Here is a 21,231-nt window from a genome sequence, read left to right as displayed (position 1 = left end):
GCTTATCAGTGCAGTCTGCTTTTATGGGTATCCCAGCGATATCCGATGCCATAAACCGCACGGATAAAGGTTTGCTCGCTGTCCATATTTTCCAGTTTGCGGCGCAGGTTCTTAATATGACTGTCGATAGTCCTGTCGGTCACTACGCGGTAATCGTCATATAACAGGTTTAACAATTGCTCACGGGTAAAGACTTTGCCGGGTTCCTGTGACAATGTTTTCAGCAACCTGAATTCTGCCGGAGTCAGTTCTATTGGCTGGTTATCCCAGCTGACCTGAAAACGACCGGTATCAATTTCCAGCCCCGGAATATTTTCAGAAGGCAACTCATCACGACGAGCCAGGCAGCGACGAAGAATGATTTTGACCCGGGCGACGACTTCGCGCGGACTGAAAGGTTTGCAGACGTAATCATCGGCACCGATTTCTAGCCCAAGCAGGCGATCGATTTCTTCACTGCGGGCAGTCAGCATAATCACTGGCAGGTCGGAAAACTGGCGCAACTCACGGCAAATACTTAATCCGTCTTTGCCCGGTAACATTAAATCGAGAATCATCAGATCCGGCGGGAATTCCCGGACCTGAGGGATAACCACATCACCCCGTGAAACGACAGTTACCTGATAGCCCGCGGCTTCCAGGTAATCTACCAGCAACTGCGCCAGTTTCGGTTCATCTTCTACTACCATAATCCTTGCTGAAAGTTTCTCTTCGGTCATGAGTCCGGCCTGTCAGTAGTGAAAGGGAGCTTCAGTCTGATAGTAACACCTCCAACGGCTGAGTGCTGACAGCTAATTTCGCCCTTATGGGCATCGGTGATGGCACGGCAAATGGCCAGACCTAATCCGGAGCCGCCACTGGCACGGTTGCGGGAGTTTTCCGCGCGATAAAATCTGTCAAAGATATGTTGCTGCTGTTCGTCGGTCAGACCGGGGGCGCTGTCAGAGAATTCTAAATACCAGCCGTTCGATTGTGCGGATAGCGTCACGCTCAGTTCCCCCGGAGCATGGGTATAGCGCAGGCTGTTTTCCAGCAGGTTATGGCATAGCTGACTCAGTCGGTTAATATCACCATAAAACGGTGCCTGATGCGGGCAGTCGCAGGTCAGCGTGAGCCCTGCAGCCTCAAAACGTTGCTGAAAAGCGGTAGTTACATGGTTTAGCAGTTCAGTTAAATCGCAGTTCATCATCTGATAACGCAATGCGCCTGCATCTGACAGTGCCAGCTGGTGCAGATCATCGACCATTTTTTTCAGAATCATCACTTCACTTTGCAGTGACTGCAGAGCTTCGGGCGTCATGCGCCTGACTCCGTCCTGTATCGCCTCCAGTTCCCCCTGCAGTATGGCCAGCGGAGTGCGCAGTTCATGGGAAATATCCGCCATAAATGCCCGCCGGTTGGTTTCAGTTTTTTCTAAAGACTCTGCCAGCTGATTAAAATCTCGTGCCAGCTGACCAAGTTCATCCTGACTGGTTACTTCAACCCTGGTGGTCAGTTGTCCGGCTGCCAGCTGATGTGTGCCATTTACCAGTCGTTTCACCGGTGCCAGTAAGCCACGCGCCAGCAGCCAGGTGACAATGGCAGCCAGCAGGGTAGTCAGCCCGACGATGATCCAGCTGGCTCTTTTTTGCTGACGATCAAAATTGATATCTGTACTGCGGGTAAGTTGTTCCGGCGGAGAACCTAATACCCAGCCCACTGTTTTGCCATCGGTAGTGATAATCGGATGCTCGACCCGTTCATAGGGCATACTCTCCCGCGGCCCTATCAGTACCCGGTGTTGAAGATCAACTATCCAGAATGGTGTTCGCCAGCCGGGACGCGGATAGTTACCCTGCTGCTGATTTTGTTCCAGTGAACGTAACAGGGAGTAGATGATCCGGTTGTTATTTCTAAGAAATGTCCAGTTGCCGTGCTGTTGGTACTGTTCGGCCAGCGCTTCACTCAGCAGGTTTAATCGCTGCTCATTGCTTTCACGAATATAGTCAACAAACCCGTGTTCAAAACTGAGTCTGACGGCCCAGTGCATGGTTACCAGTACCAGCAGGCAGGTGCCAAAAATAGTGACAAACAGCTTGCTACCGATATTAAACGTCCAGCGGCTTTTCATCGGCGTTTACCTGTTTTTTTTAACAGACTGTTGCGGCTCAGATCCTGTGGAATATGCCAGAACACCCCAATTGGCAGCCAGAGGAAAATACCGATAGCTACCCAGAGATAACTAAAAGTATGGCTAAGTGTCGTGGTATCCATTAACTGCTGGTGGCTAAAAGCTCCCATCGCCAGCCCGGCCAGGGTCACTCCGGTACTCATCGAGAGCTGCATCACCATGGACAACAGGCTGTTCCCCGAAGAGGCCAGAGTATCCGGCAATTCTTTCAGCGTCAGGGTGTTCATGGTGGTAAACCGGACAGAATTGACACCACCCAGGATAAACAGAACCAACGGCAGGATATAAATAAGGTTAAATTTCATCAGCACCGGTAGCATCAGAACAATCAGACCAAGCAATAACGTCGAGCTGATCAGTGCCATCCGGTAGCCTACCTGGTTCACCAGCCTGACCACAACCCGTTTGATTAACATACTACCGGCAACCATCGGCAGCATCATCAGGCCGGCATGAAACGGACTAAATCCGAGAGCCAGTTGCAGAAACAGTGGCATGGTAAATGGCAACATCCCACTACCGGTCCTGGCCACCATACTGCCAATCAGCCCGATGCGAAAAACGTGGTTCTTAAATAAATCCAGACTGAACAGGGCATTTTCACGGCGCCGGGCGTAACAGGGATACAGTATCAGGCAACCAATACCACTGGTCAGCAGTACCGCCAGTAGTAAATTATGGCTGGCAGTCCACTGGTGGCTTTCCAGTGCCAGGGTCAGTGCAGCCATGGCGATTGCCAGCATCAGAAAGCCCGGAAAATCAAACCGACGGCCGGGCAGACTGTAATTTGGCAATAGTTTCAGGGTAGCAATGGTACCGACAATGCCCACCGGCAGGTTTATCAGAAAGATCCAGTGCCAGCTGGCATATTCGACCAGCAACCCGCCTACGGTCGGGCCTGCCATTGGACCGAGCTGGCCGGGCAGAGTCACAAAAGCCATGGCTGCCATATATTCGGAGCGTGGCACAATTTTCATAACTGTCAGACGGCCAACCGGCACCATCATCGCACCGCCAATCCCCTGTAACACCCGCGATAAAATTAACTGGTCGAGATTACCGGAAATGGCACAGCACAGAGAACCGAGAGTAAACAGCACAATGGCGCTACAAAAAACGTTTCTCACTCCGAAGCGGTCTGCCAGCCAGCCACTTAGCGGCAACATCATGGCCACAGTCAGCACATACGAGACAACAACCATATGCATATTTAGCGGGCTGTTATTCAGGGCTTTGGCCATAGAGGGCAGTGCAGTATTTACAATCGTGGTATCCAGCGACTGCATAAAAAAGCCGAAAGCGACTATCCATAATTGCCAGCGAACCGAAGTCGCTGGTGGTGCGCTGTCTGCGCTGTTTTCATTGCTCATAAAACAAGGTCCTGTGGCCCTGACTTGCGTTTTCTGAGCTTATCCATCATCAGAAAAACGACCGGGGTGGTGTACAGGGTGAGTAACTGGCTGATGATCAGCCCTCCGGCTATCGAAATTCCCAGCGGTTGTCGCAGTTCGGCACCATCCCCGTAACTCACTACCAACGGCAGCGCTCCGAACAGTGCAGCCAGAGTGGTCATCAGTATCGGACGGAACCTGAGCAGACAGGCCTGATAGATGGCTTCACGCGGTGTCAGCCTGGCTTCCCGCTCCGCCACCAGGGCGAAATCTACCAGCATGATGGCGTTTTTTTTCACGATACCAATTAACAGCAGAATCCCCAGCATGGCTATCAGGCTGAAAGGAGTATCAAAAATCCGTAACGCCACCAGAGCACCGACACCGGCCGGTGGCAAGGTCGAGAGGATAGTCACCGGATGGATATAACTCTCATACAGCATTCCTAATACAATATAGACCGCTGCAATGGCCCCGACAATCAGCCACAGCTGGCTTGACTGGGACTGACGGAACAGTTTGGCATCGCCGGCAAATTCTCCGCGAATATCCGACGGTACACCCAGACGAACCATCGTCGTTTCGATGGCGGAAGAAGCCTGTGACAGGGCTACGCCATCCGCCAGATTGAAGGAGAGTGTGGCCGCTGCCGACAGTCCCTGGTGATTGACTGATATCGGGGTATTGGCGGATTCCCAGTGGGCTATCTGCGACAGTGGGATCGATTTTCCTTCATTATTAATCAGATACATCTGCGACAATGCAGTGGCATCCCGTGTATAGCGGGGATCGACTTCCATCACGACCCGATACTGATTCAGTGGCCGGTAGATAGTAGAAATCTGCCGCTGTCCGAACGCATCATTCAGCAGAGCATTGGCCTGAGCCACATTAATTCCCAGTTTTGCCATGGTGGCACGGTCGTAAACCAGTTGCAGCTCACCCCCATTGTCCTCCTGGTCTGAACTGACATCAGTAAGTTCAGGTAACTGGCGAAATGCTTTAAGGATCACTGGCGACCATTGACGCAATGCCGGCAGATCATCGGAAAGCAGGCTGTACTGATAGCTGGCATTCGATTCGCGTCCGCCGGTACGGATATCCTGCACCGGGCTTAAATAAAGCCGCGCTCCCGGTTCTTTTGCCAGTGCCGTACGCAGCCGGTCGATCACCTGCCTGGCGCTGACATCCCGCTCAGCCAGTGGCTTAAGTGAGATATACATCGAGCCACTATTAGTTCGCATGCCTCCGGTAAAACCAGTCACATTATCGACAGCCGGATCGGCACTGACAATTCGCATAAAATCTGCCAGTTTACCGCGCATCGCCTGGAACGAGATGCTCTGATCCGCCGCAATACTCCCGGAGATCCTTCCGGTATCCTGTTCCGGTAAAAAGGTTTTAGGAATAGTAATAAACAGCAGGACGTTAAGTGCAACAGTGGCAAGCAGCACGCACAGGGTCAGTTTCGGGTAGTGCAAAACGCGATTCAGTGAACGGGCATAACCGGCCTGCAAACGGTCAGTCATCCTGCGAAATAAACTACGCCGTTCGGGTGCCAGCTGACCTGTGACCCGCAGGAGGCGGGCACACATCATGGGTGTCAGTGTCAGAGAAATAAACAGTGAAATAAGGATAGCGACCGACAGGGTCATAGCGAATTCGGAAAAGAAACGGCCAATCAGACCCCCAAGCATCATCAGGGGTAAAAATACCGCCACCAGTGACAAGCTCATGGCTATCACGGTAAATCCGACTTCCCGCATACCGGTCACTGCTGCTTTAAACGGTTTCATTCCCGCTTCAACATGCCGGGCAATATTCTCAAGTACCACAATGGCATCATCGACGACAAATCCGGTGGCAATGGTCAGTGCCATCAGCGACAGATTATTCAGACTGAAGCCACACAGGTACATCGCCGCAAAGCTACCTACCAGTGATACTGGCACCACGACTGCCGGAATCAGGGTGGCTCTGGCTGAACCCAGGAAAAAGAAGACCACCAGAATCACCAGTGCCACGGCAATCATCAGTGAGTGTTCGACTTCGCTGAGCGAGGCACGAATTGTCGGAGAGCGATCCTGGGCAATACTTAGCTGAATGGCTGCCGGAATCTCCTGCCGGAGTTCAGGCAGTCGCTCACGTATCCGGTCGACGGTCGAAATCACATTAGCATCAGCGGTTTTTCGCACCATCATAAGTATGGCGGGTTTGCCATTACTCAGCCCGGCATTCCTGCTGTCCTGAACATCATCGGTAATGGTGGCAACATCGCTCAGCCTGACCGCTCCCCCTTGCTTATAATGAATAATCAGTGGCCGGTAGTGGGCTGCATCATCCAGGGCATCATTGGTGGCCAACTGCCAGCGTTGATCTCCGTCATCAATGGCACCCTGCGGCCTCCTCTGATTGGCATTACTGATGGCGGTGCGAACCTGTTCAAGGGAAACACCCTGGTTAAACAGCTGCTGTGGATCCACATCCACCCGGACCGCAGGCAGAGATCCTCCGCCGATAGTGACGTCACCGACCCCCTCGATCTGAGATATCGACTGAGCCAGTCGGGTTGTGGCGTAGTCATACAACTGTCCTCTTGAGTAGGTATCGGAGGTCAGGGTCAGAATCATGACCGGTGCATCTGAAGGGTTGGCTTTCCGGTAAGTAGGTCGCGAAGGCATGCCGGTAGGAAGCAGGCTTTGGGCAGCATTGAGTGCTGCCTGAACATCACGGGCCGCACCATTAATGTCGCGGTCTAAATCAAATATCAAAATAACCCGGGTATTACTCAGCGAACTGATCGAGGTCATTTCACTGATACCGGCAATCCTGCCAAGTGAGCGTTCGAGTGGGGTGGCGATTGATGCAGCCATCGTTTCAGCAGAAGCCCCGGGCATGCTGGCGGAAATCACTATCGCCGGAAAATCGACCTGCGGCAAAGCGGCGACCGGTAACAGGCGAAAACCCAAAATTCCCGCCAGTAATATGGCCGCTGCAACCAGCAAGGTAGCAACAGGGCGATAGATGAATAACGCCAGAAATCTCACGGTAACGACTCCGGCGCCGACTGAGAATCGTTGCTCTTTTTCAGGCGATGACTTAGCCGGTCAAACAGCAGATAGATAACCGGGGTGGTAAACAGGGTCAGCACCTGGCTGACAATCAGACCACCGGCCATGGCGATACCCAACGGTCGGCGTAACTCAGCACCAACTCCAAAGCTCAGCATCAGAGGCAGAGCGCCCAGCAGCGCAGCCATAGTAGTCATCAGTATTGGTCTGAAACGTAGCAGGCAGGCCTGATAAATCGCTTCCTGCGGGGCAATGCCCTGATTGCGTTCTGCAGAGAGCGCAAAATCGATCATCATGATGGCGTTTTTCTTGACGATACCAATCAGCAGAATAATGCCGATAATTGCGATGATATCCAGTTCATGACCGGAGATCAGCAGTGCCAGTAATGCACCAACCCCTGCGGTGGGCAGGGTAGAGAGAATCGTGACCGGATGAATAAAACTTTCATAAAGAATACCCAGTACGATATACATCGCAACGATTGAGGCAATAACTAACCAGACTGTACCGGAAAGAGCTGCTTTAAAGGCGAGGGTACTTCCCTGGAAATGGGTCAGCATGTCTGAGGGTAGATTCAGCTGATTTTCGATATCAGTAATGGCATTAACCGCTTCGCCAAGTGAATAGCCACTGGCAACATCAAAAGATACTGTCGCCGCAGGAAACTGATCCAGATGGTTAATTGCCAGCAGAGCATGGCGCTGTTCTACCCGGGCAATAGACGTCAGTGGGATCGTACCGCCATCACTGTTAGTCAGGCGGATATTCTGTAGTGCCTGTAATCCCGGAGCCATTCCTGTCTGTTGAGACAATACCACCCGGTACTGACTGGACTGGGTATAGATGGTGGAAATCAGTCTCTGGCCGAAAGCATCGTAGAGGGCATTATCAATATCAGCCATAGTAATGCCCAGCCTGCTGGCGGTATCGCGGTCTACACGGATAAAGGCTTCATTGCCCTGATCCTGCCAGTTGCTGCTAACCTCGCGTAATTGCGGTGCTTTTTGCAGTTCGCTAAGAAGTTTAGGTATCCATTCGGCAAGAGACTCCTGCGAAGGGGATTGCAGGGTAAACTGGTAAGGAGTACGGCTGGCTTCAGTATCAATCGTCAGATCCTGTACTGCCTGCATCCATAAACTGATACCAGGCAGGCGGCTAACTGATTGTTGTAATCGTTGTTCAATTTGTGGAATGCGGTCATGTCGGTCAGAGAGCGGTTTCAGGGTAATCTGCAACCGCGCATTATTCAGCGACGGGTTAGTTCCGTCGATACCGACAAAGGCACTGACGTTGGCTACATCCGGATCTTTCTCCAAAATGTCCGTAACCTCACGGGTGCGCTGTGTCATGCTGGTCCACGAGACATTTTGCGGGCCCTGGACACTGGCCAGGATCAGCCCGTTATCCTGTTGCGGAAAGAAACCTTTTGGAATTAAAACCCAGAGAACTATCGTCAGCACCAGAGTGCCGATAGCAACTCCTAATGTCAGCCAGGGGTGATTAAGTACCCGGCTGAGCAGGCGACCATAGCCAGCAATCATCCGCTCAAACATTCGTTCGCAGGCCAGAGAGAACCGGTTCTGCTGATGCAAAGTGCCATTTTTTAGCATTCGTGCGCACATCATCGGAGTCAGAGTTAGCGACACGACTGCTGAGATCAGAATAGAAACCGCCAGAGTGACGGCGAACTCCCGGAATAAGCGGCCAACAACATCGCCCATAAACAGTAGCGGGATGAGCACGGCAATCAGGGAGATAGTCAGAGAAATAATAGTAAAGCCAATTTCACCGGCACCCCGCAGTGCCGCCTGCAATGGTGGGACGCCTTTTTCGATGTGCCGTGAGATGTTTTCAATGACGACAATGGCATCATCTACCACAAATCCGGTAGCGATAGTCAGAGCCATTAACGTCAGATTATTCACAGAGAATCCCAGCAGATACATCGCAGCAAAGGTACCAATCAGTGACAATGGCACTGCGACTGCCGGAATAATAGTGGCCGGAATATTGCGTAGAAACAGATAAATAATCATCACCACCAGCGCAATCGCCAGCAGTAATTCAAACCGGGTGTCACTGACGGATGCACGGATATTCATGGTCCGGTCGCTGATCAGTTCCAGCTTCACAGACGCCGGCAGATTACTCTTCAGGGTGGGCAGCAGGGCGCGAATATTATCTGCGGTATCAATAATATTTGCCCCTGGCTGACGCAGAACATTCAGGATAATGGCAGCATGCCCGTTACTCCAGGCTCCCAGCCACTGGTTCTCGGCCCCCTGAGTGACGGTGGCCACATCCCCCAGCCTGACGGGGCCATTATTCCGATAGCTGATAATTAACTGCCGGTAGTCTTCGGCACTTTGTAACTGGTCGTTTGCCGATAAAGTTATTGCCCGTTCGGGACCGTCCAGGCTTCCTTTAGCTGTGTTAACGTTGCCGTTATCGATAGCGGTACGCACATCCTCACTGGTCAGCCCTAATGCGGCCAGCGCCTGTGCATTAAGGGCAACCCGGACTGACGGGCGCTGGCCCCCGGCGAGAGTTACCAGCCCGACACCGCTGACCTGGGAAATTTTCTGAGCAATACGAGTTTCCACCAAATCCTGCACCCGGGTCAGTGGCAGGCTGGAGGTGGTCACAGCCAGTGTCATAATTGGCGGGTCGGCCGGATTGACTTTGTTGTAGACGGGAGGATTGGGTAAATCATCCGGCAGGTAGCTCATAGCGGCATTGATAGCAGCCTGAACTTCCTGTTCTGCAATATCCAGCGGCAGAGATAGCTGAAACTGTAGCGTGACGACAGACGCGCCGCCGGAACTGCCGGAGGACATCTGTTTCAGACCTGACATCTGCCCAAACTGACGTTCCAGTGGCGCGGTTACCGCCGAGGTCATCACTTCCGGACTGGCCCCGGGATACTGAGTCACTACCTGAATAGTCGGGTAATCCACTTCGGGTAATGCCGATACCGGCAGAAAATGGTAGCCGAGAATACCGGCCAGCACGATAGCAACCATCAGTAAAGTGGTGGCTACCGGCCTCAGAATAAACTGGCGGGAGGGTCCGCCGGAAGAGCTGTCCGGCAGCAGGTTCATTGGCCGGTACCTCCGGCATCGCTGTCGGCCTCTGCCGATGAGCCCTGAACAATATTTACCGCAGAACCTTCAGTTAAACGGTCAATACCATCGGTGATTACACTGTCTCCGGCGCTCAGCCCGGCGGTAATCACTACTTGCTGATCCTGTTGCAGACCAACAGTTACCTGTTTTCTGCTGACGGTGTTTTGTTGACTGACAATCCAGACAAAGTGGCCTTCAGTATTCATCTGCAATGCGGAAACCGGCATCAACAGGGCATCGGCCAGGGTGCTGACCCGCAGATGGATGTTGACGAACTGATTAGGGAACAACTGGTCATCCTGATTGGCAAACCGGGCTTTAATTTTAAGCGTGCCGGTAGTGCTGTCTATCTGGTTATCCAGACTCAGCAGGCTACCCTCGGCCAGTTTATGGCTGTCACTGCGATCCCAGGCTTCAGCCAGAACCGGTTGTCCCTGTTTCATCGCGCTGACAACCTGCCCGATGGCGGCTTCAGGGACGGTAAAAACTACATCAATCGGATGAGTTTGGGTGATAACCACGATTCCGGTTGTATCGCTGGCGGTGATGTAGTTGCCTGCATCTACCTGTTTCAGGCCGACGCGGCCACTGATTGGCGCAGTAATCCGGCTGTAAGTCAGATTAAGCTGTGCATTATCCACTGAGGCCTGATCACTCTTTATCGTACCTTCACTTTCACGAACCAGTGCCTGCTGGCTGTCCAGATCCTGCTGTGAAACCAGTTTGGAAGGGGCAAGTTTTTGATAGCGACGCAGATCATTGAGAGCATTGTTCAGAGTTGCCTGATCCTTGGCCAACTGCCCCTGGGCCTGCAACAGAGCAACATTGTAGGGACGCGGGTCAATTTCTGCCAGTAACTGACCGGCAGTCACGGTATCGCCTTCGTGAAAATGCAACGCCATAAGTTGTCCGTCAACACGGCTACGAACGGTGACAATGGCTGAGGCCGTTACTGTGCCCAGTGCAGAGATAAATTGCGGTACTGTTTCACGATGAACCGTGGCAATTTGCACCGGCACCGCCAGGTTGTGCCCGGGAGAACTTTGTCCGGAGGCAGTGCTGGCAGAGGTGGAAGGCGCATTTTTGGCATGCCAGAAATAGATGCCGGCTAACGACAGCACAATGAGTATCAGTAAAAAAAGCACCACCGTGGTCACCCGAAATTTTGCTCTCATGCTTTACTATGCTCTCCTGCATCCGAACTGACGTATCTCCACACTCTGACCCAACAGTATAACCCTAAGTTCCGGTAGAAAATTGGAGGAAATATGGATATCAGCAGAAGAGGGGATCGCCAGGGGCTGTTCAGGCTGCCAGTAGCAGGCAGAAATTACGCCCCGTTGCGGGGCGTAAAGTTTAGCGGAACAATGTGGCTGCCCAACGGGCCAGACCGAGGGTAACGGAGCCAAAGTCATCACCGCTGGCCACCGGAGTCCCGGGCAATACTTTGGCAATAGCATCACGAAGTAACGGTGAACGGGCACTGCCCCCGGTCAGATAAATCACATCCGGCTCGCACTCAGAGGAAGCCATCACCTCAGTAATTTGCTGGATCATTTTATCCAGTGGCTGACTGATGGCCTCATTCAGTTGCCTGACATCCAGTTTTGTTTCCAACCCCTGGTCGAGATAATGCAGTGGAATGGTTGTCAGTTCGCTGTCTGACAGGCGAATTTTACTTTCTTCAGCACTGCGAACCAGTTGATAGCTTTGTTTGTGCCGCCATACGTTAAACAACCGACGCACCAAATCACTCTGCTGTGCGTCCTTAACCATCTGTTGTAACAATTTGCCGCATTCCGCAGAGTAAAACTGGCTTTGAGCATTGACGTCATTAATCGCCACGGCATTCCACCAGGGCAGGGTAGGTAAACCGGTACCTTTGTGTGTGCTGCCACCCTGGCCCAGCAATGGCATTAGCGTTTTAAATGCCAGCATAATATCCAGATCATTTCCGCCGACCCGGCAACCACTGTGGCCCAGCAGACTGGCTACTCTGTCTGCTTTATCGCGCCACTGAGGTCCCATCAACAGCAGTGAACAGTCCGTGGTTCCCCCGCCGATATCCACCACCAGTACCCGGGTTTCCTCGCTGAGCGTTGCTTCGAATTCCAGCCCTGCGGCAACGGGTTCGTACTGAAATTCAACTTCACGAAATCCGGCACGCTGTGCCGCGCGTAGCAGGATATTTTGAGCCTGGCGGTTTGCTTCTTCACCGCCGGTACCCTGAAAGTTGACCGGGCGACCAATGACGGTGTGGGTGACCGGCGCATTTGTCTGCTGCTCAGCCTGCTGACGGATACGCAGCATCATTGCGCACACCAGATCCTCAAAAAACGCAATTTGCTGTGATTTCAGGCCAGAGGCACCAAGAAAAGATTTAGGGGATTTTACAAACCAGGTATCTTCCGGATCAGCAATATAGTTCTCCAGAGCCTGAAGACCAAAACTGACGCTATCAGCAGTGACCCGGATATCCTCTTCACGATTCAGGCGTAAAGCATACTGTAACAATGCTGTATTTTCCGGGGTTGGAAACCCAACCTCATGACAGCGATATAGCCATTCGCTGGGTACAGTACGCAGCGGGGCTGAGATCATTGAGGGGAGCAGCGGCGAGTCCTTTTCCAGCAATAACTGGCGGAAAATGCCATCCTGTTCTGTCGCCACAGAACAGTTCGCGGTACCGTAATCAAAACCAATAAACATGGCTGTCGCCCCCTGAACACAGAAAAAAGGGGGCGACTTTACCTTGTTAAACGCCAGGCGTAAATGGTCAGCGGTTAATTTGCTGAATGCAGTTTCAGCAACTCGGTGCGGGTAAAGGGTTTTTCAATTCCTGCCAGTTTGGCAGAGAGCTTAGCCAGAAATTGCTGAGTGGTCGCCGGTTGCCCGTGAAGCATAATCCAGGCCGGAATAATCACGAACAGTGCCAGTTGCATCACGGAAATTGCTTTCAGCACTGTATCACGCTGAATAAACAGGTAGATTGAACTCAGGCTTAAACCAAGGATGGCACCGCTGACGACTTCACTCGGTGAATGAGCGTGCAGTTCGAGGCGCGAAAAACCGATGGCCAGCGGTAACAGATAACCGGCGAGAATCATAATCCGCCGCCAGAGAGTCGGCCATTGTGCTGAAATCATCCACATCAATACCGGCCAGAATGTGGAGGACATCGTCGTATGGCCGCTGAAACCAGTGAAATTGTAGGTTCTGCTGCCAATAAAAAATCCGAGAAACATAATTTTTGAAATACTGACAATCATGCCGGCTGCCCCAAAAGTGACTAACCAGCCCAAAGCGGTTTGCCAGCGCCCGCTTTTCCAGAAAACAAACACAGCAATCAACACAGCTGTAGGCAGCAGCAACATGCTGTCGCCCAGATAGGTCAGGTTTTTCCAGTACATGTTTTTCCTGGTGTGATCTGTCCGGATGGCAGGACAGGTCAAATGATTAATCAGTAATCAGGTTTAAGAATGGGCGCAGAGTATATAGCGTAATATTAAAACCGGCTATGGGGTGAGTCTGAAGATTAGTGATGCATTTTTCTGGCATCAGTGCCGTGAAGTCCCTATAATCGCCGGCGTAAACCCTCTCAATTTGCCTGTACTCTCTGTTAATTTTCAGAAACTACCGGCTTCAGTTTCAGGTCTCAAAAAAGTATGACTGACACGTTCCATCAGTGCGTAATCGTGGGCATTGCCGGAGCTTCGGCCTCCGGTAAAAGTTTGATTGCCAGCACTCTCTACCGTGAAATTCGTGACCAGGTGGGTGACGAGCATATCGGTGTGATTCCCGAAGATTGTTATTACCGGGATCAAAGCCACCTCACTATGGAAGAGAGGATTAAAACTAATTATGACCATCCAAATGCGATGGACCATGATTTGTTACTGACGCATTTGCAGGCAATTAAAGCCGGGAATGCGATAGACCTTCCGGTTTACAGCTATTCTGAACATACACGGATGAAAGAAACGATTAAGCTGCTGCCGAAAAAAGTCATTATCCTCGAAGGGATCCTGTTACTGACAGATGCCAGGTTGCGTAATGAAATGAATTTTTCCATTTTTGTGGATACGCCTCTGGATATTTGTCTGATGCGCAGGATGAAGCGTGATGTCAATGAACGCGGCAGGTCAATGGATTCAGTAATGACTCAGTACCAGAAAACCGTCCGGCCAATGTTTCTGCAGTTTATTGAACCCTCAAAACAGTATGCCGATATCATTGTTCCGCGTGGCGGGAAAAATCGTATTGCTATCGATATACTTAAAGCAAAAATAAATCAGTTTTTTGAATAATGATGGCAGGGGGAGGAAGCAACTCTTCCCTCTGACTAGTGTTAGGGAGAGATCTGCATGAGATTGTGCGACCGCGATATAGAAATCTGGCTGGACACTGGCCGGCTTGAAATTTCACCTCGTCCGCCTGTTGAACGTATCAGTGGTGCTACAGTTGACGTGCGACTGGGTAATAAATTTCGGACCTTCCGTGGTCATACTGCTGCATTCATTGACCTCAGCGGCCCGAAAGATGAAGTGAGTGCTGCGCTTGATCGTGTAATGAGTGACGAGATTGTTCTGCCGGAAGGGGATGCCTTTTTCCTTCACCCGGGAGAGCTGGCGCTGGCAGTAACTCTGGAGTCAGTGACTTTGCCGGATGATTTGGTGGGCTGGCTGGATGGCCGTTCATCGCTGGCGCGGCTTGGGCTGATGGTACACGTTACCGCGCATCGCATCGATCCTGGCTGGAAAGGCCGGATTGTGCTGGAGTTTTATAATTCAGGTAAATTGCCATTAGCGCTCCGACCGGGTATGTTGATAGGAGCATTAAGTTTCGAACCTTTGTCAGGCCCGGCTCTGCGTCCCTATAACCGCAGAGAAGATGCAAAATATCGTGATCAACAGGGTGCAGTAGCCAGCAGGATCGACAAAGACTAAAGAATCACACCGGGGATGGTATGAGAAGATTGATAACCACATTGGCGATATTACTGGTGGTCGTTGTCGCGGGAATGACGGCACTGGTCATGCTGGTGAATCCGAATGAATTTCGCGGATATATGGCTCAGGAAGTCGCCAAACGCAGTGGTTATCAGTTAAAACTCTCCGGTGAATTACGCTGGCATGTCTGGCCACGGTTGAGCATCCTTAGTGATCAGATCTCCCTGACCGCCCCGGGGGCAACTGAACCCGCGGTCACCGCTGAAAACATGCGGCTGGATGTTGAATTATTGCCGCTACTTTCCCATCAGCTTAAAGTCAGTCAGGTATTACTGAAAAATGCCGTCATTCGTGATCTTCCTTCTACCACCCGTGAACATCAGCATGGTGAGCCTGTAGCTCCATCAGAAAGCCCGGCTTTCGGGTCCTTTGGGCGCGGCTGGAGTTTTAATATTGCCCGGCTAAACATTGCTGATAGCCTGTTTATCTGGCAGGACGCCCATGGTAATCAGATCAACTTTCGTGATGTTAATCTGACTATCCATCAGCAACAGGATAAACAAGGAAAGTTTGAGTTCAGCAGCCGGGCATCACGTAATCAGCAAAACCTGGTGCTGGATGTGACCGGGCACCTGGACGCGACTCAGTATCCTCAGCAACTGGGATTGCAGATATCCCAGGCCAGTTATCAGATTTCCGGTGTCGATCTGCCTGCCGAAGGAATCAATGGCCATGCATCGTTTAATGCTGTCTGGCGTCCCGCCGGCAGTCAGTTTGATGTGACAGGGTTGTCATTACAGGCCAATAACAGTGATTTTTCCGGCGATATTCATGGCCATTTACTCCCTGCACCAGCGTTACAGCTGAATCTGACCTCGAAAACCGCCGATTTCGACCAGTTACTGACCTCCGCCAGAGAGTCAGGAAGTCAGGCTGCCAGACAGGCAGTGAGAGCACCGGTTATTTCAGACACCGATAGTCAGCCGTTACAGGAAGCCTGGCTTCGTACTGCGATGATGGATATCAGTATTCATGCTGACAGTGCAGTCTGGCGGGGCTTACAACTTAAAGCGTTGCAACTGGCCGCAACCAATAATCGCGGATTAATGACCATCGATACACTGTCCGGCCAGTTGGGTGATGGTCATTTCTCTTTACCAGGTCAGATTGATCTGCGTTCTGACGTGGCGCAGGTGACTTTCGAACCGGATTTACAGAATATTCAGATTCAGCCTGCACTGGCCTTCCTGCAACTACCACAGGCATTACGGGGCGAGCTGACGATGAAAGGGCAGTTTAGTGGTCAGGGATTAAGTAATTCGGACATCCTCAACCAGTGGCAGGGGCAGGCAGATCTGACAGTATCTCAACTGGATACAGCTCCGTTTAATTTGCGACAGATGGTGAGTGATGCTGTGGCAAGAACCAGTGATCGTGTTCATTCCGACAGTGTGACACGCGCTCAGGTCCCGCCACTGAACGGCAATATCAGCCTGACTCCGGGAAATCTGACGATTTCTCAGTTACAGGGCGAAAACAGTGATATGAATCTGACTGGCCAGGGCAATATTGATTTCGCTCACCGGACAATGGATGTGGCATTCGGGTTGATGATGAAAGACTGGAAAGGTGACAGTAAGCTGGTGAAATTACTGTCTGAGCAGGCCGTGCCGGTACGTTTTTATGGCCCCTGGGACAAGCTGCAATACTCGTTACCCGTCAGTCAGTTAATGAATGGAGACCTGCGTAACGAGATGAAAAACCGGATTAATCAGTGGGTTGACCGCAACAATAAATCCAACGGAAAAAAATAGCCTGATAACCTGTTTGTCGTCAGTGTGCTCAGGAACCTGTCTTTTCTGCCCCGCAGAACGTTTACGGGGGGGATAGCGTCAACCCTCAGGCGAGCGAGTCGTGATAATTCCCGTAAAACCGGGAATTGCTGAGGTTGAAGGCTGGCATTGCCCGGTTATTAAGAGAATAATCATTACTGACAGCAGACAATGCGAAACGTTAGCGGTCTCGCAGACCGCCAGCGCAGTGACATTTCTGTTGGCCTGAATGTAGTTACGACGGGATTTCAGAAGATACTGATGCAGATTAACGTGTTTTATCGCACATAATCGGGGCATTATTTTTCACTCAAAAATGGAATGTTTATGACCAAATTAAAAGCTGTCATACCGGTTGCCGGATTAGGTATGCAAATGTTACCGGCGACTAAAGCGATTCCGAAAGAGATGTTGCCGATTGTTGATAAGCCAATGATTCAGTATATCGTTGACGAATGTGCTACCGCCGGAATTAAAGAAATTGTACTGGTCACCCATGCCTCGAAAAATGCAGTAGAGAACCATTTCGATACCACCTATGAGCTGGAAGCGTTACTTGAACAGCGTGTTAAGCGTCAGTTGCTCAAAGAGGTGCAGTCTATTTGCCCGCCTGGCGTGACTATCATGAACGTACGTCAGCCCCAGCCTCTGGGACTGGGCCATGCCATACTTTGTGCCCGCCCAATGATTGGTGACAACCCGTTTGTGGTAGTGCTGCCGGACATTATTCTGGATGGCAATACAGCGGACCATTTGCGTTATAACCTGGCAGCTATGATTTCCCGTTTCGAATCGACCGGTAACAGCCAGGTATTATGCCAGCATATGCCGGATGAAGATCTGTCCGAATACTCGATTATCACGACCCGTGAACCGCTGAATAACCCTGGTGACGTCAGCGAAATTGAATTGTTTGTCGAAAAACCGGAAGAAGTGCCACAGGTCGAATCTGATCTGGCCGCAGCTGGGCGCTATGTATTGTCTGCGGGAATCTGGCAGGAGCTGGAGAAAACTCAGCCAGGTGCATGGGGACGAATTCAGCTAACGGATGCTATTGCCAGCCTGAATCAGAAAGAGACTGTCGAAGCGACTCTGCTCAGTGGTGTTGATTATAACTGCGGGCGCAAGCTCGGGTATATGCAGGCATTCGTCAGCTATGGCCTGCGTAATCCTTCTCAGGGGCAGGAATTCCGCGAAAGTATCCGGAAAATTATTTCTAAATAACTGACTGTCAGTTATTTTAAATCATAACAAACACGGAGTCAGATATGTCAGTTTTAGTCACAGGTGGCGCGGGTTATATCGGTTCTCATACGGTGCTGGCCCTGCTGGAGCGTGGTGACGACGTCGTTGTACTGGATAATCTCTGTAATGCTTCTGAAGAATCTCTGCGCCGTGTCGCTCAACTGGCCGGTAAATCAGCCAGTTTTGTTAAGGGTGATGTCCGTGATCGCCAATGCCTGCAGAAATTGTTCGCGGAGCATTCGGTCACTGAAGTCATTCATTTTGCTGCTCTGAAAGCGGTCGGCGAATCCACCCGTATGCCACTGGAATATTATGATAATAATGTCTCAGGGACAGTGGTATTGCTGGAAGAGATGCGTAATGCCGGCATCATGAACTTTATTTTCAGCTCGTCGGCCACGGTTTATGGTGAAAATGCGCCGGTTCCTTATGTTGAAACTACTCCGATTGGTGGTACTACCAGCCCTTACGGTACCTCTAAAGTGATGATAGAGCAGGTCCTGCAGGATTTCTCTAAGGCAGACCCTCATTTTAATACTATCGCGTTGCGGTATTTCAACCCTGTTGGAGCTCATCCGTCAGGACAAATTGGCGAAGATCCGGCAGGAATTCCTAATAATCTGCTGCCTTATATTGCTCAGGTTGCTATTGGCAAGCTGGAGCAGTTAGGGGTTTTTGGCGACGATTATGATACGCCGGATGGAACCTGCCAGCGTGATTACATTCATGTGGTTGACCTCGCAGAAGGCCACCTAAAAGCGCTGGATCATCTGAAAAACGCGAAGGGATATCGTGCTTATAACCTGGGAGCGGGCAAGGGTTATTCGGTGCTGGAAATGATTAAGGCATTTGAAAAGGCCTGTGGTAAGCCGGTACCGTATGTTATTAAACCACGTCGTAGTGGCGATTTACCTGCTTTCTGGGCCGATCCTTCTCTGGCAGAACGTGAGCTGGGCTGGAAGGTGTCACGCGGGCTTGATGAAATGATGCGCGATACCTGGAACTGGCAAAGCCAGAACCCGGAAGGGTACCGTTAACTGCTAAAGTTAGCTTCACTGCCGGCAACTATTCACTGCCGGCAGTGATTCATTCTGAGTGTTCTTCTCTCTTTAGTCCTCCTGCCTGAGTAATTTTAATCCCGGTAGCCTGTCATTACGGACGATACTTATCATTTTCCCCGATACTAATAATCTGGATTCACTATTTCTGAACAAAATCTGTCGGTGCCAGAGAAAGATCTGAGACCTGCCACAGTTAATTTGCTGAGCCTTACCTGAGAGTTTAACTGAGCGTCGGGCAGCACGTTATAATCTGCCCGGCGGGTTTGCGGAAAAACAATCAGGGCAGGATGGTTTCTGAGTGATAATATTAAATCAGTCAGAAGGTGTAATATATTTCTGAACTAAATAGTTAATGGATTCTTTTTTTAATAAAATTGTCGATTGACCTGGCACTCATTAGTAATATTCGATGGATGTTTGTTTGTAATCATGTTTTCATTTCCGGGTGTTGTAAGACTAATAATAGCCTTCGTGGTTAATTTTCAGTAGCGTCATTTTTACTGTGTCTGGAGTAAACAGTCATATGACATAACAGGGAGTTGTTTAGTTATTATCAGGTTGAGGAAATTAAATAACAGGTAATCTATGAGAAATGGAATTCGGTCGGAATTAAAAAGATGAGATATTAAGTGGGTTATTTATTTGAGTTGTTGTTTGTTATGACGGGCAAGGATCTGAAAGTTCGTTATAAAAGCAGTATCTTAGGATATCTCTGGTCAATAGCAAATCCGTTACTATTTTCTATGATTTATTTCTTTATTTTTAAGCTCATTATGCGGGTCCCGATAGCTGATTATACCTTATTTATTATCACCGGGCTTTTCCCCTGGCAGTGGTTTTCATCCTGCATTAATCATTCTTTGTTTGCGTTTCTCGCTAATTCACAGATCATAAAAAAAACAGTTTTCCCTCGTTCTGTCATACTGTTGAGTAATGTGATAATGGAGGGCATTCACTTTGTATGTACCTTACCAGTTATTGTGATTTTTATGTGGCTATATCACAGGCACCCTTCAGCGATATGGTGGTATGGCGTACCCGCTTTGATGCTGGCACAAATTCTGTTTTCTTTTGGTTGTGCACTGGTTTTTTCTTCGGTAAATCTGTTTTTTCGGGATGCCGAACGATTTGTCGTACCCGGAATCATGCTGATGTTCTATTGTACACCGGTGCTTTACACAGCTGACATGATCCCATCCCGATATCGATGGTTAATAACCTTTAATCCTCTGGCCGATATGATTATTTGCTGGCGTGACTTATTAATGAATAATCAGATAAGTTATATTCTGTTGGCTAATGTTTATCTCATTTCTGCAGGGGTATTAGTGGAAGGTATGACGGTGTTTAATAAACTTAAATACCGTTTTGCAGAGATTCTGTAATGGAAGTTGTGATTGAGTTTGCCCGGGTCACTAAATCCTATCCTCTTTATCATCATATCGGGTCGGGAATCAAAGATCTGTTGTTGCATCCGCGTCGTGCGTTATCATTATTGCGAGGCAGGCAATATTTGGCGATTGAAAATATTTCTTTCCGGATTTACAGAGGTGAGGCTGTCGCTTTAACTGGCTGTAATGGTGCCGGTAAAAGTACTTCTCTTAGCCTGCTGGCCGGGGTTATTAAACCCACAGAGGGTACTATCCCGGTCCGTGGGCGTATTGCTTCAATGCTGGAATTAGGCGGAGGATTTCATCCTGAACTGACCGGCCGGGAAAATATTATATTGAATGCTACGCTGACAGGGATTCGTCGAAAAGAAATCATAGAAAAAATGCCGGCTATTATTGCGTTCTCAGAGTTGGGAGATTTTATTGATGAACCAGTCAGAGTATACTCCAGTGGAATGTTGGCCAGACTCGGATTTTCGGTAATCAGCCAGGCTGATCCCGATATTCTTATCATTGATGAAGTATTAGCAGTAGGGGATGCTGCATTTCAGCGAAAGTGTCTGGACACTATTAATGACTTTAAACATAAGGGAGTGACTATTCTGTTCGTGAGCCACAATATGCATGATGTGTGTGCTGTGTGCGATAAAGTCATCTGGATTGAAAATCACCATTTGCAGGATATAGGTCTGCCGGAAGATATTACCAAAAATATCATCAGTTCATGTCAGAAAAGCAGCTTAAGAGTCCGGATTAATGCAAGAGGCTTTTCCATAGATGCTTTGCAAATAATAAGCAGGGTAATTTTTTTTCCCCTGGTACAGACAGATAAATAAGAATGAAAATCATCTCCATCTTATCTGTTGAGAATATTTGTGCATCAATTGAACAATTGATGCTCCCCCGGAGGAAAACAGATAAACCGAATTTATGTTTCTTTTCACCGGCCGATTATTTTTCCTGCTGATAAAGGTGAAAATTTCACCCGTTATT

Annotated in this window: 14 protein-coding genes and 1 pseudogene; 7 read left to right on the top strand and 8 right to left on the bottom strand. The window is 50.0% G+C overall.

Translation table 11 applies throughout. The annotated features are described in order from the left end of the window. Window positions 1-5: 5 nt before the first annotated feature. The 8 genes from baeR to A7K98_RS13340 form a co-directional block, all read right to left on the bottom strand. Window positions 6-719 (bottom strand): envelope stress response regulator BaeR, encoded by a 714-nt coding sequence (gene baeR, locus A7K98_RS13375; RefSeq protein ID WP_087489014.1) that lies wholly within the window; start codon window positions 717-719, stop codon window positions 6-8. Continuing rightward, on the bottom strand, window positions 716-2,110 hold the full coding sequence (gene baeS, locus A7K98_RS13370; protein WP_087489013.1) for an envelope stress sensor histidine kinase BaeS: 1,395 nt from the start codon (window positions 2,108-2,110) through the stop codon (window positions 716-718). Before baeS ends, baeR begins: the two co-directional genes overlap by 4 nt. Next, complete coding sequence (gene mdtD / locus A7K98_RS13365) at window positions 2,107-3,540, bottom strand: multidrug transporter subunit MdtD (RefSeq protein WP_087489012.1); 1,434 nt, start codon at window positions 3,538-3,540, stop codon at window positions 2,107-2,109. The genes baeS and mdtD overlap by 4 nt, the downstream gene beginning before the upstream one ends. Further along, the gene (gene mdtC, locus A7K98_RS13360; protein ID WP_087489011.1) at window positions 3,537-6,608 is read right to left on the bottom strand and encodes a multidrug efflux RND transporter permease subunit MdtC; all 3,072 of its coding nucleotides are present in this window, start codon (window positions 6,606-6,608) and stop codon (window positions 3,537-3,539) included. Before mdtC ends, mdtD begins: the two co-directional genes overlap by 4 nt. Then, window positions 6,605-9,736 carry an MdtB/MuxB family multidrug efflux RND transporter permease subunit gene (locus tag A7K98_RS13355; RefSeq protein ID WP_087489010.1) on the bottom strand — a complete coding sequence of 1,044 codons (3,132 nt, stop codon included), beginning with the start codon at window positions 9,734-9,736 and terminating at the stop codon, window positions 6,605-6,607. Before A7K98_RS13355 ends, mdtC begins: the two co-directional genes overlap by 4 nt. Beyond that, window positions 9,733-10,935 (bottom strand): MdtA/MuxA family multidrug efflux RND transporter periplasmic adaptor subunit, encoded by a 1,203-nt coding sequence (locus A7K98_RS13350; RefSeq protein ID WP_087489009.1) that lies wholly within the window; start codon window positions 10,933-10,935, stop codon window positions 9,733-9,735. Before A7K98_RS13350 ends, A7K98_RS13355 begins: the two co-directional genes overlap by 4 nt. Window positions 10,936-11,116: 181 nt before the next feature. After that, entirely contained in the window at window positions 11,117-12,469 is a 1,353-nt protein-coding gene (gene yegD, locus A7K98_RS13345; protein WP_087489008.1) for a molecular chaperone, read from the bottom strand. 74 nt (window positions 12,470-12,543) lie between these two features. Then, complete coding sequence (locus A7K98_RS13340) at window positions 12,544-13,170, bottom strand: phosphatase PAP2 family protein (RefSeq protein ID WP_087489007.1); 627 nt, start codon at window positions 13,168-13,170, stop codon at window positions 12,544-12,546. Window positions 13,171-13,425: 255 nt separating this feature from the next. Between A7K98_RS13340 and udk the strand changes: the two genes are divergently transcribed. The 7 genes and pseudogenes from udk to A7K98_RS13305 all read left to right on the top strand — a co-directional run. Next, on the top strand, window positions 13,426-14,067 hold the full coding sequence (gene udk, locus A7K98_RS13335) for a uridine kinase (RefSeq protein WP_087489006.1): 642 nt from the start codon (window positions 13,426-13,428) through the stop codon (window positions 14,065-14,067). A gap of 57 nt (window positions 14,068-14,124) precedes the next feature. Further along, window positions 14,125-14,706 carry a dCTP deaminase gene (gene dcd, locus A7K98_RS13330; protein WP_087489005.1) on the top strand — a complete coding sequence of 194 codons (582 nt, stop codon included), beginning with the start codon at window positions 14,125-14,127 and terminating at the stop codon, window positions 14,704-14,706. 20 nt (window positions 14,707-14,726) lie between these two features. Then, window positions 14,727-16,523, top strand: coding sequence for an outer membrane assembly protein AsmA (asmA, locus tag A7K98_RS13325; protein ID WP_087489004.1), 1,797 nt, complete (start codon window positions 14,727-14,729; stop codon window positions 16,521-16,523). 345 nt (window positions 16,524-16,868) lie between these two features. Further along, the gene (galF, locus tag A7K98_RS13320) at window positions 16,869-17,765 is read left to right on the top strand and encodes a UTP--glucose-1-phosphate uridylyltransferase GalF (protein WP_087489003.1); all 897 of its coding nucleotides are present in this window, start codon (window positions 16,869-16,871) and stop codon (window positions 17,763-17,765) included. A gap of 44 nt (window positions 17,766-17,809) precedes the next feature. After that, window positions 17,810-18,823: a UDP-glucose 4-epimerase GalE gene (gene galE, locus A7K98_RS13315; RefSeq protein ID WP_087489002.1), complete on the top strand. Its 1,014-nt coding sequence runs from the start codon at window positions 17,810-17,812 to the stop codon at window positions 18,821-18,823. 683 nt (window positions 18,824-19,506) lie between these two features. After that, a complete protein-coding gene (locus A7K98_RS13310) occupies window positions 19,507-20,232 on the top strand; it encodes an ABC transporter permease (protein ID WP_232461640.1) in 726 nt (241 codons plus the stop codon). After that, window positions 20,232-20,942, top strand: a pseudogene (locus tag A7K98_RS13305) (ABC transporter ATP-binding protein); the annotation flags it as partial. The gene A7K98_RS13310 and the pseudogene A7K98_RS13305, both read left to right, overlap by 1 nt. Window positions 20,943-21,231 lie beyond the last annotated feature (289 nt).

Source organism: Tatumella citrea (assembly GCF_002163585.1).
Classification (GTDB): Bacteria; Pseudomonadota; Gammaproteobacteria; order Enterobacterales; family Enterobacteriaceae; genus Tatumella; species Tatumella citrea.
Note: the sequence above shows the minus strand (reverse complement) of the source record. Positions and strands in the feature narration are given on the sequence as shown.